Source organism: Streptomyces calidiresistens (assembly GCF_014141525.1).
GTDB lineage: Bacteria > Actinomycetota > Actinomycetes > Streptomycetales > Streptomycetaceae > Streptomyces > Streptomyces calidiresistens.
Window position 1 is genome coordinate 1 of the sequence record NZ_VKHS01000092.1, and the last position, 11,125, is coordinate 11,125.

Annotated in this window: 10 protein-coding genes; 7 read left to right on the plus strand and 3 right to left on the minus strand. The window is 72.9% G+C overall.

Translation table 11 applies throughout. The features are described from left to right. From FOE67_RS06510 to groL, 3 genes are all read left to right on the plus strand, one after another. The coding region (locus tag FOE67_RS06510) for a polysaccharide deacetylase family protein (RefSeq protein ID WP_182661388.1) at positions 1-862 on the plus strand (862 nt) is incomplete at its 5' end. Positions 863-1,176: 314 nt separating this feature from the next. After that, positions 1,177-1,485: a co-chaperone GroES gene (gene groES / locus FOE67_RS06515; protein ID WP_143617807.1), complete on the plus strand. Its 309-nt coding sequence runs from the start codon at positions 1,177-1,179 to the stop codon at positions 1,483-1,485. A 249-nt stretch (positions 1,486-1,734) separates the two neighbouring features. Next, positions 1,735-3,363 carry a chaperonin GroEL gene (gene groL / locus FOE67_RS06520; protein ID WP_182661390.1) on the plus strand — a complete coding sequence of 543 codons (1,629 nt, stop codon included), beginning with the start codon at positions 1,735-1,737 and terminating at the stop codon, positions 3,361-3,363. A 174-nt stretch (positions 3,364-3,537) separates the two neighbouring features. Here groL and FOE67_RS06525 read toward each other — a convergent pair whose 3' ends face one another. Together FOE67_RS06525 and FOE67_RS06530 are read right to left on the minus strand one after the other, a co-directional pair. After that, positions 3,538-4,320 carry an SDR family NAD(P)-dependent oxidoreductase gene (locus FOE67_RS06525; RefSeq protein ID WP_182661392.1) on the minus strand — a complete coding sequence of 261 codons (783 nt, stop codon included), beginning with the start codon at positions 4,318-4,320 and terminating at the stop codon, positions 3,538-3,540. A 240-nt stretch (positions 4,321-4,560) separates the two neighbouring features. After that, entirely contained in the window at positions 4,561-4,881 is a 321-nt protein-coding gene (locus FOE67_RS06530) for a WhiB family transcriptional regulator (protein WP_182661394.1), read from the minus strand. A 757-nt stretch (positions 4,882-5,638) separates the two neighbouring features. Between FOE67_RS06530 and FOE67_RS06535 the strand changes: the two genes are divergently transcribed. The 4 genes from FOE67_RS06535 (at position 5,639) to FOE67_RS06550 (ending at position 10,185) form a co-directional block, all read left to right on the plus strand. After that, on the plus strand, positions 5,639-6,250 hold the full coding sequence (locus FOE67_RS06535) for a response regulator transcription factor (RefSeq protein ID WP_143617800.1): 612 nt from the start codon (positions 5,639-5,641) through the stop codon (positions 6,248-6,250). Positions 6,251-6,635: 385 nt separating this feature from the next. Beyond that, positions 6,636-7,211 carry an RNA polymerase sigma factor ShbA gene (gene shbA / locus FOE67_RS06540; protein WP_182661396.1) on the plus strand — a complete coding sequence of 192 codons (576 nt, stop codon included), beginning with the start codon at positions 6,636-6,638 and terminating at the stop codon, positions 7,209-7,211. Positions 7,212-7,304: 93 nt separating this feature from the next. Next, a complete protein-coding gene (gene guaB / locus FOE67_RS06545; protein WP_182661397.1) occupies positions 7,305-8,831 on the plus strand; it encodes an IMP dehydrogenase in 1,527 nt (508 codons plus the stop codon). A gap of 238 nt (positions 8,832-9,069) precedes the next feature. Next, positions 9,070-10,185 (plus strand): GuaB3 family IMP dehydrogenase-related protein, encoded by a 1,116-nt coding sequence (locus FOE67_RS06550; protein ID WP_182661399.1) that lies wholly within the window; start codon positions 9,070-9,072, stop codon positions 10,183-10,185. Positions 10,186-10,331: 146 nt separating this feature from the next. Here FOE67_RS06550 and FOE67_RS06555 read toward each other — a convergent pair. After that, a partial coding sequence (locus FOE67_RS06555) for a UDP binding domain-containing protein (protein WP_323384364.1) occupies positions 10,332-11,125 on the minus strand: 794 nt, incomplete at its 5' end.

An 11,125-nucleotide genomic window follows, 5' to 3' on the forward strand; every position in this document is an offset into this window, starting at 1 on the left:
GGCGGGGGGCGAGGGCGGAGGGGACGGCCTGGCCGCCGCCCACGCGCCGGAGGCCCTGCGCGGGGGCCCGTGGGCCGGTGCCCCGGGTCCCGCCGCGCTGCGGCTCGCCGGGGACGCCATGCTCGCGCACGCCGAACGCCTGGAGCGGCTGGAGCAAAGCCGGATCGCCGCCGCCCGCACCTGGCGCCTGAGCAGGCCGCCGCTGCGCCCGCCCGCCCCGCCGAAGGAACGTCCCACCCTCGTCACCGAGCCCGGACACATCTCCGGCGAGGGCCTCCCGCCGGTGATCACCCGGATCCCCACCGAGGACCGGGTGGTCTTCCTGACCATCGACGACGGCGCGGAGAAGGACCCGAAACTGCTGGAGATGATGCGGGAGTTGGACATCCCCTACAGCAGCTTCCTCTCCGACCACGTGGCCCGGAACGACTACGACTACTTCCGCCGGATGCACGCCGACGGCAACGGCATCCACAACCACTCGATCAACCACCGCGAGATGCCGAAGTTGAGCCGGGCCGAGCAGAAGCGGGAGATCTGCCGTCAGCAGGACGTGCTGGAGAAGGAGATCGGGGAGCGGCCGACCATGTTCCGCCCGCCCTACGGGGCCTACGACCGCACCACGCTGGAGGTCGCGGCCGAGTGCGGCGTGGAGCTGGTGCCGCTGTGGGCGGAGGAGGCGTTCGCGGATCGCATGGAGTGGGGGCGCGGGGACCGGAAGTTCCACCCCGGGGACATCATCCTCACCCACTTCCGGGGGCCCAACGAGTGGAAGGGCACCATGCCCGACATGATCCGGCTGGTTCTCGAAACCGCGACCGAACAGGGGTTCGCACTGGCCCGATTGGAGGACTACATCTGAGCCGGAAGTCGGGACGCCCGTCCCCTCGTCGGGGCCCCGGCGGCCCCTCGTTCGGCGTTCTCCCCGGCCCTCCGGGGGATGTCCGGGGTCACCCGGGGCCCTTTCCGACCCGTCGTGAATCAGCCGGCCACGGCGCGCGCTGGCACTCTGGTTGACTGAGTGCTAACCGCGTTCTAGGCTCGGTGCCGGCACTCTCCCACCGAGAGTGCCGGCATCGCGCGACAGGCGGATCCGGCACCCGCGACGACGGATCCACAGGTCGTGCCGTTCACAGACATTGACCCCGTGAGATCTCCGAAGGGGGAGGTCGGATCGTGACGACCGCCAGCTCCAAGGTTGCCATCAAGCCGCTCGAGGACCGCATCGTGGTCCAGCCGCTCGACGCCGAGCAGACCACGGCTTCCGGCCTGGTCATTCCGGACACCGCGAAGGAGAAGCCCCAGGAGGGCACCGTCCTCGCCGTGGGCCCGGGCCGGTTCGAGGACGGCCAGCGCCTGCCGCTCGACGTCAAGGTCGGCGACATCGTGCTCTACAGCAAGTACGGCGGTACCGAGGTGAAGTACAACGGCGAGGAGTACCTCGTCCTCTCGGCCCGCGACGTGCTCGCGATCATCGAGAAGTAAGGGCCGGGTCGCGACGCGACCACGCCCAGCGGGGCGCGACGGCCGGGCGGTGACGTCCGGCCCCGACGCCCCGGGCCCGGCGCCGAGCGGTTCACCGCCCGGCGCCGGGCCCGCGCGTCCCCCGTCGCCGGCCGGGCGGGGACGCGGGACCGGACCGGCCCCGGAACACCACGGGCGCCCGGCCCGGCCCCCCTCACCATCGGTCGGTCCGCCGTCAGCAGTCACGCAACGACAAGGGACATCCACCCCATGGCGAAAACTCTGAAGTTCGACGAGGACGCCCGGCGCGCCCTCGAGCGCGGTGTCGACAAGCTCGCCGACGCGGTGAAGGTGACCATCGGCCCCAAGGGCCGCAACGTGGTCATCGACAAGAAGTTCGGCGCCCCCACCATCACCAACGACGGCGTGACCATCGCCCGTGAGGTCGAGGTCGAGGACGCGTACGAGAACCTCGGCGCGCAGCTGGTCAAGGAGGTGGCGACCAAGACCAACGACATCGCGGGTGACGGCACCACCACCGCCACCGTGCTGGCCCAGGCCCTGGTCCGCGAGGGCCTGCGCAACGTCGCCGCCGGGGCCTCCCCCGCCGCCCTGAAGAAGGGCATCGACGCCGCCGTCAAGGCCGTCTCCGACGAGCTGATCGCCGGTGCCCGGCCGATCGACTCCAAGGAGGACATCGCCGCCGTCGCCGCGCTGTCCGCCCAGGACGCCCAGGTCGGCGAGCTGATCGCCGAGGCCATGGACAAGGTCGGCAAGGACGGCGTCATCACCGTCGAGGAGTCCCAGACCTTCGGTCTGGAGCTGGACTTCACCGAGGGCATGGCCTTCGACAAGGGCTACCTGTCGCCCTACATGGTCACCGACCAGGAGCGCATGGAGGCCGTCCTCGACGACCCCTACATCCTCATCCACCAGGGCAAGATCGGCGCCATCGCCGACCTGCTGCCGCTGCTGGAGAAGATCATGCAGTCCGGCGGCTCCCGCCCGCTGCTGATCATCGCCGAGGACGTCGAGGGCGAGGCCCTGTCCACCCTGGTGGTCAACAAGATCCGCGGCACCTTCAACTCCGTCGCCGTCAAGGCCCCCGGCTTCGGTGACCGCCGCAAGGCGATGCTCGCCGACATGGCCACCCTGACCGGCGCCACCGTCATCTCCGAGGAGGTCGGCCTCAAGCTCGACCAGGCCGGTCTGGACGTGCTGGGCTCCGCCCGCCGCGTGACCGTCACCAAGGACGACACCACCCTCGTCGACGGTGCCGGTTCCGCCGAGGACGTGCAGGGCCGCGTCGCCCAGATCAAGGCCGAGATCGAGACCACCGACTCGGACTGGGACCGCGAGAAGCTCCAGGAGCGCCTGGCCAAGCTGGCCGGCGGCGTGTGCGTCATCCGTGTCGGCGCCGCCACCGAGGTGGAGCTCAAGGAGAAGAAGCACCGCCTCGAGGACGCCATCTCCGCCACCCGCGCCGCGGTCGAGGAGGGCATCGTCTCCGGCGGTGGCTCCGCCCTGGTGCACGCCTCCAAGGTGCTCGCCGACGGCCTGGGCCGCACCGGCGACGAGGCCACCGGTGTCGCCGTGGTCCGCCGTGCCGCCGTCGAGCCGCTGCGCTGGATCGCCGAGAACGCCGGCATGGAGGGCTACGTCATCACCTCCAAGGTGGCCGACCTGGACAAGGGTCAGGGCTTCAACGCCGCCACCGGCGAGTACGGCGACCTGGTGAAGGCCGGCGTCATCGACCCGGTGAAGGTCACCCGCTCCGCCCTGGAGAACGCCGCCTCCATCGCCTCCCTGCTGCTCACCACCGAGACCCTGGTGGTGGAGAAGAAGGAGGAGGAGCCGGAGACCGCCGGTCACGGCCACGGTCACGGGCACGCGCACTGATCCGACGCCGCCGGGGCACGGTTCCGGCGCCGGTCCCCGGGGTTCCGCCCGGGGCCGGCCCGACCGACCCCCGCGCGGCATCCGCCGGGGCCCCCGGCACCGACCCCTTCCGGTCGGTGCCGGGGGCCCCGGTCGTTCGCCGTCGTCGCGGCGCCCGTGGGACTCCCGTGGGACTCAGGTGTTCCGCTTCGGTCCGTACTTCCGTCCGGCCCGGGAGGAGATGCCCCCCAGCGCGCCGCGCGGTACCAGCTTCGTCGCGCCGAGCAGCGCCTTGTAGCGGGTGTCGGGCACCGACAGCGACTTGCCGCGGGCCAGGTCGCGCAGACCGGCGTCCACCACGCGGTCGGCGTCCAGCCACATCCAACCGGGGATGTCCGAGGTGCCCATTCCGGCCCGCTCGTGGAACTCGGTGCGCACGAAGCCGGGGCACAGCGCCATGATCCGCACCCCGCTGCCGGCCAAATCCCGGGCCGCGCCCTGGGAGAACTGCACCACCCATGCCTTGGACGCCCCGTAGGTGCCGCGCGGCACGAAGGCCGCCACGGAGGCGACGTTGACGACACCGCCGCGCCCGCGCGCCCGCATCGGGCCCACCCCGGCGGTGGTCAGCCGCAGCACCGCCTCGCAGTGCACGCGCAGCATCCGCAGCTCGTCGGCGACCGGCACGTCGGGAAAGCTCCCCTTGAGGCCGAAGCCGGCGTTGTTGACCAGCAGCTCCACCGGGTGGCGGCGATCGGCCAGGCGTTCCTCGCAGGCCCCGATGCCCTCCTCGGTCGCCAGGTCGGCGGTGAGCACGGCGGCCTCCACCCCGTGGTGGTCGTGCAACTCGGCGGCCTGCCGCTCGAGTCGTTCGGTGTCGCGGGCGACCAGGACGAGGTTGTGGCCGTCGCGCGCCAGTCTGCGGGCGAACGCGGCGCCGATGCCGGCGGTGGCGCCGGTGATCAGTGCAGTCGTCATGCAAGGAAGGTAGTGCCTGTCCCCCCGCCGGCGGCAGGTGGGAGCGCGACGATGCTTCCGGTGACGGCCCGGGTGCGCCGTGCTCCTCCGGTGTCCCGCCGTCGCGCGCACCGGCGCGCGCCCGCGCCCGCCGGTGCCGACAGGGCACGCGACACACGGGAGCCCGCCGCGCGGACCCGCGGTCCGGCGCGGTCGGCCCGGTCGGTCGGGTCGGGCCGGTGGAACGGATCGGCCGGTGGGTCAGTGGGGCCGGTGACCGGTGCCCCCGGCGCGCACCAGGTTGCGCCGGGCACGCCCCAGCAGTTCCTCGCGCTCGTCCTCGGTCAGACCGCCCCAGACCCCGTAGGGCTCGCGGACGGTCAACGCGTGGGCCGCGCACTCGGCGCGGACCGGGCAGCGCATGCAGACCTCCTTGGCGGAGGCCTCACGGGCGGTGCGGGCGGCGCCGCGCTCCCCCTCCGGGTGGAAGAAGAGGGAGCTGTCCACACCGCGACAGGCGGCCAGCAGCTGCCAGTCCCAGAGATCCGCGTTGGGGCCCGGAAGGCGGGAGAAGTCTGCCATGAGTATCCCCTCGAGTACGTGCAGTGTGCCGCTGTGATGGTTCCGGTCCGTCATCGGTCCGGTGCGGGGCCGAGGCGGGTGGTGACGGGTTCGACGTGTGGTCGGTGGACCGATGGCCCGGGGGCCCGATGAGTCGATCGGTTGATCGGTCAATCAGTCGCTCGGTGGATTGGTCGATATGGTGCGCCTTCCACAAGAAGGCGAATGTAAATATGACTACCAGCTGAATATAGACATATAAGCATCAGCCATGGCAAGCGTGTCCAAATGGTGCAAAAACGAATGTTCGGCGTGTCTGTGGTCATCACCCTGTCGCGTCACCGTCACGTCACGTAGGGTGGTGATCATGCGGCGGGGACTCCGGTGGGGAAGCGGTGGTCGGGCGCTTCCGTCATCGCGCCTGCCCGGTCGGCCGGGCCCGACACCGCCGCGACCCCAACCGTCCCAACCTTTTCGACTTCTTGACCCTTCGGACGCCCGGATTCCGGGTGCCGCGGCCCGGGCCGCGGCGGGGCCGACCGCGCCGGACCGGCGCGCCTCCCGGTCCGACCCCGGCAGGGGTCGCCCCCATGGGCGGCACCCATCCGGCCGATGAACACCCCGTGAGAAGCCCGTAACTCTTTCGGGTGACCGTCGTTGAGAGAGCGAGGCGGGTGGCACAGGCTTCGGGTTCGCGGACCCGACCCCATCCGCACGGTGAGACTGCACGACAGCCTGGAGGTTCCAAGGTGATGCGCATCAGCTGCGGAGGGCGGCCATGACTTCCGTCCTCGTCTGTGACGACTCCCCACTGGCCAGAGAAGCGCTCCGCCGCGCGGTGGCCACCGTGCCCGGTGTGGAGCGGGTGACCACCGCGGCCAACGGCGAGGAGGTCCTCCGCCGGTGGAGCGCCGACCGCTCCGACCTCATCCTGATGGATGTCCGGATGCCGGGCCTGGGGGGTGTGGAGACCGTTCGCCGCCTGCTCTCGGCGGATCCCGGCGCGCGCATCATCATGCTGACCGTGGCCGAGGACCTGGACGGCGTGGCCCTCGCGGTCGCCGCCGGGGCCCGCGGCTACCTGCACAAGGACGCCTCCCGGGCCGAGTTGCGGGCCACGGTCACCCAGGCGCTGGCCGATCCCACCTGGCGGCTGGCCCCGCGCCGGCTGCGTTCCTCGGACATGGGGGCCGCCCCCACCCTCACGGCCCGCGAGATCCAGGTGCTCGAGGGCATGAGCCACGGCCGCTCCAATGCCGAGATCGGCCGCGAGCTGTTCCTCTCCGAGGACACCGTCAAGACCCACGCCCGGAGGCTGTTCAAGAAGCTGGGAGCCTCGGACCGGGCGCACGCCGTCGCGCTGGGCTTCCGCTGGGGCCTGGTGCGCTGAGCCGGTGGCCCCGGGCGGTCGGCGGGCCCGATGCCGGACCCGCCCGGGGCCGAAACGTCCCGGCGTGCCGCATGCTGGAGGCATGACGCTTCCCGGTGACGAGACGGCCAGGCGTGAGGGGAGGGCCCGGGACATGACGGTCGATACCCGCGCGAAGCACACCATCCACCGACGCCCCGGGGCGTCGGTGGACGGTGTGTCGGACACCTCGACGGGATCCGGGGACGCCGGATCCGGCGGGGATCCCGTCGCCGACCCCCCCCGTTCGGGGGACGGCGCGGATGGTCGCGAGCCGGTGGAGACGGGGAACCGGAGCGGTAACAACTCGGTGCACAACCCCACCCGGAGTGACTCGAACACCGGAACGGGGGTGCACCATGGGGGGATGCGCGAAGACGAGAGCTCGGCGATCGGCGCCCTCGTCCGGCTTGCGGCGCAGGGGGATCCCCGCGCCACCCACGACCTCCTCGCCCTGGTTCACCCCCTGGCGCTGCGCTACTGCCGCACCCGGTTGAACCGGCTGCCCGGCGACGCCCGTCACCTGGTGGACGACCTCGCGCAGGAGGTCTGCCTGGCGGTGCTCTGCGCGCTGCCCCGCTACCGGGACACCGGTCGCCCCTTCGAGGCGTTCGTCGTGGCCATCGCCCAGCACAAGGTGGCCGACCTCCAGCGCGCCGCCCTGCGCCGGCCCGGCAGTACCGCCGTCCCCTCCGACGAGATGCCCGAGCGGCCGGACGACTCGCTCGGTCCCGAGGAGCGGGCCCTGCTCAGCAGCGACGCCGAGTGGGCCAAGAACCTGCTGGACGAACTCCCCGACCACCTCCGGCGCCTGGTGGTGCTCCGGGTCGCGGTCGGCCTGACCGCCGAGGAGACCGGGCGCCGGCTGGGGATGTCGCCGGGGGCCGTCCGGGTGGCCCAGCACCGCGCGCTCAGCCGGTTGCGGGCCCTCGCCGATCGATGAGCCCGGGGCCGCCCGTCCCGCCGCCGGCCCGGTGGGCCGGTCCCAGGCACTAGCATGGTGGTCCGGGTCGGGCAAGAGCTGTGGAAGGGTGTCATGACCAGTAACACCGACGGAGCAACCCACGGGGTGCCGGAGGTTCCCGCGAAGTTCGCCCCCCTGGGGCTGACGTTCGACGACGTCCTGCTGCTGCCCGGCGCCGCGGACATGACGCCGGAGGACATCGACACCTCCTCCCGGCTCTCGCGCAACGTGCGGGTCAACATCCCGCTGCTCTCCGCGGCCATGGACCGGGTGACCGAGGCCCGCATGGCCATCGCGATGGCCCGGCAGGGCGGCGCCGGCGTGCTGCACCGCAACCTCTCCATCGAGGACCAGGCAGCGAAGGTCGACGAGGTCAAGCGCTCCGAGTCCGGCATGGTGACCGACCCGATCACCATCCGCCCGGACGCCACCCTGCGCGAGGCCGACGAGATCTGCGGCCGGTACCGGATCAGCGGCGTCCCGGTCACCGACGCGGCGGGCAAACTGCTGGGCATCGTCACCAACCGCGACATGGCCTTCGAGACCGACCAGAGCCGGCAGGTCCGCGAGGTCATGACGCCGATGCCGCTGGTCACCGGGAAGGTCGGGATCTCCGGCCCCGAGGCCATGGAGCTGCTGCGCCGGCACAAGATCGAGAAGCTGCCCCTGGTGGACGACGCCGGGATGCTGCGCGGCCTGATCACGGTCAAGGACTTCGTGAAGGCCGAGAAGTACCCGCGCGCCGCCAAGGACGCCGAGGGCCGGCTGATCGTGGGCGCGGCGGTCGGCGTGGCCGGTGACGCCTACGAGCGCGCCGAGGCGCTGATCGAGGCGGGCGTGGACTTCATCGTGGTGGACACCGCGCACGGCCACTCCAAGCTCGTCCCGGGCATGACCGCCAAGATCAAGTCCAACCACCCGGGCGTGGACGTCGTGGCGGGCAACGTCGCGACCCGCGACGGCGCGCAGGCCCTGGTGGACGCCGGCGCCGACGCCGTCAAGGTGGGCGTGGGGCCGGGCTCCATCTGCACCACCCGGGTGGTCGCGGGCGTGGGCGTGCCGCAGATCACCGCCATCCACGACGCGGCGCTCGCCGCCCGGGCCGCCGGCGTGCCGGTGATCGGCGACGGCGGCCTGCAGTACAGCGGCGACATCGCCAAGGCCCTGGTCGCCGGCGCCGACACCGTGATGCTCGGCAGCCTGCTGGCGGGCTGCGAGGAGTCGCCGGGCGAGCTGCGCTTCATCAACGGCAAGCAGTTCAAGTCCTACCGGGGCATGGGCTCGCTCGGCGCCATGCGCAGCCGGGGCGAGACCCGGTCCTTCTCCAAGGACCGGTACTTCCAGGAGGGCGTCACCGACGACGAGAAGCTGGTGCCCGAGGGCGTCGAGGGCCAGGTGCCCTACCGGGGCCCGCTGGCCTCGGTGGTGCAGCAGCTCGTGGGCGGCCTGAACCAGTCCATGTACTACCTCGGCTGCCGCACCGTGCCGGAGCTGCAGAGCGAGGGCCGATTCGTGCGGATCACCGCGGCGGGGCTCAAGGAGAGCCACCCGCACGACATCCAGATGACCACCGAGGCGCCGAACTACGTCAGCCGCTGAGCGGCCACGGGCCCGCGCGGCCGGCCGGCACCCGCCGGTCCGACCGCGCGGGCCCCGTCGTGTCCGGCGGTGGTGGGGACGTGCGGCGTGCCGGGCCCGGGACGGACGTGTGCCCCCGGGGCCCGGCCGGGAATACTGGGATCCGCCCGGGGCCCGACGGCGAGGCGTCGGCCGGGGCGAACGAGGACGGCGGCGCGCACCCGCGCGCGCCGGGGCACAGCAGGAAGGGTTCGAACACGTGACTGAGATCGAGATCGGTCGGGGCAAGCGCGGCCGGCGGGCGTTCGCCTTCGACGACATCGCCGTGGTGCCCAGCCGCCGCACCCGCGACCCCAAGGAGGTCTCGATCGCCTGGCAGATCGACGCCTACCGTTTCGAGCTGCCCTTCCTGGCCGCGCCGATGGACTCCGTGGTCTCCCCGGCCACCGCCATCCGGATCGGCGAGATGGGCGGCCTGGGCGTCCTCAACCTCGAAGGGTTGTGGACCCGGCACGAGGACCCCGAGCCGCTGCTCGCCGAGATCGCCGAGCTGGACGGGGCGGGTGCCAACCGCCGCCTCCAGGAGATCTACGCCGCGCCCATCCGCGAGGACCTGATCGGTCGTCGCATCCGCGAGGTGCGGGAGGCCGGTGTGGTCACCGCCGCCGCGCTCTCCCCGCAGAACACCGCGCAGTTCTCCAAGGCCGTGGTGGACGCCGGCGTGGACCTGTTCGTGATCCGGGGCACCACGGTCTCCGCCGAGCACGTCTCCTCGGCCGCCGAGCCGCTCAACCTCAAGCAGTTCATCTACGAGCTGGACGTGCCGGTCATCGTGGGCGGCTGCGCCACCTACACCGCCGCCCTGCACCTGATGCGCACCGGCGCGGCCGGTGTGCTGGTGGGCTTCGGCGGCGGCGCCGCGCACACCACCCGCAACGTGTTGGGCATCCAGGTGCCGATGGCCACGGCGGTGGCGGACGTGGCCGCCGCCCGGCGGGACTACCTCGACGAGTCCGGCGGCCGGTACGTGCACGTGATCGCGGACGGCGGTGTGGGCTGGTCGGGCGACCTGCCCAAGGCCATCGCCTGCGGCGCCGACGCGGTGATGATGGGCTCGCCGCTGGCCCGGGCCAGCGACGCGCCCGGCCGCGGCCACCACTGGGGCATGGAGGCGGCGCACGAGGAGCTCCCGCGCGGCAAGAAGGTGCACCTGGGCACGGTGGGCACGACCGAGGAGATCCTGCTCGGCCCCTCCCGGGTCCCGGACGGTTCGATGAACTTCTTCGGCGCGCTGCGTCGGGCCATGGCCACCACCGGCTACTCCGAGTTGAAGGAGTTCCAGCGGGTCGAGGTGATGGTGGCGCGCTCGCGCTGACCCCGGGATCCGGGCCGGTGCCCCGGTCCGCGCCCCGACGACGGCCCGCGGCCCCGGCGTTCCCGCCGGGGCCGCGGGCCGTCGGGTCCCGTGTCGGTGCCCCGGAGCACCTCCCTCGCGCGCCGGTCCCGGCGGTACGGGGGGCCTCACAGCCGGTGGGTCGCCCCGGCGGGGGTGACGCCCCGGGTGTCCAGCAGGAGGGGGGACTTGGCGGCCAATCCCTGGAGGTCGTAGACCGAGTGGGCCTGGAGCAGCAGGGTCAGGTCGGCGGACGCGGCGGCCTCGTGGGGGGAGTCCGCGCGCGGCACCCCCCTGCCGCCGGGCGCCCACCTCGGTACATGGGGGTCGTGGTAGCTCAGGCGGGCCCCGCCCTCCAGCAGGCGGCGGGCGATCTCGTCGGCGGGGGAGCCGGTGCGGTCGGCCGTGTCGGCGCGGTGGGTGACGCCCAGCAGCAGGATCCGGGCGTCGCGCACCGACTTGCCGTGATCGTTGAGCAGGGCGCCCACCCGGTCGGTGACGTAGGCCGGCATCCGTTCGTTGACGGAGCGCGCCGATTCCACCATGCGCGGGAGCCCGCCCGGGCCCCGGCGGACCCCGGGCAGCCGGCCGGGGTCGATGGCCGGCCACGGACCGCCGGGGCCGGGCCCGGGACGGTGGGCGGGCAGGCCGGAGGGATGGGTCTCCGCGCACCGCAGCACGTCCCACACGTCCACGCCGAGGTCGTGGCAGACCATCGCCAGTTCGTTGACCAGGGCCGTGTTGACCTGCCGCAGGTTGGTTTCCAGGATCGTGACGGTCTCCGCCTCCCGGGTTCCGCGGGCGCGGACGATCTTCGGGGTGGTGCCCGTCCGGCCGGTCCGTTCGCCGCCTGCCAGGCGACCGTAGAAGGCGGCGGCGGCCTCGGTGCAGGCGGGGGTGTGGCCGCCGATGACCCGGGGCG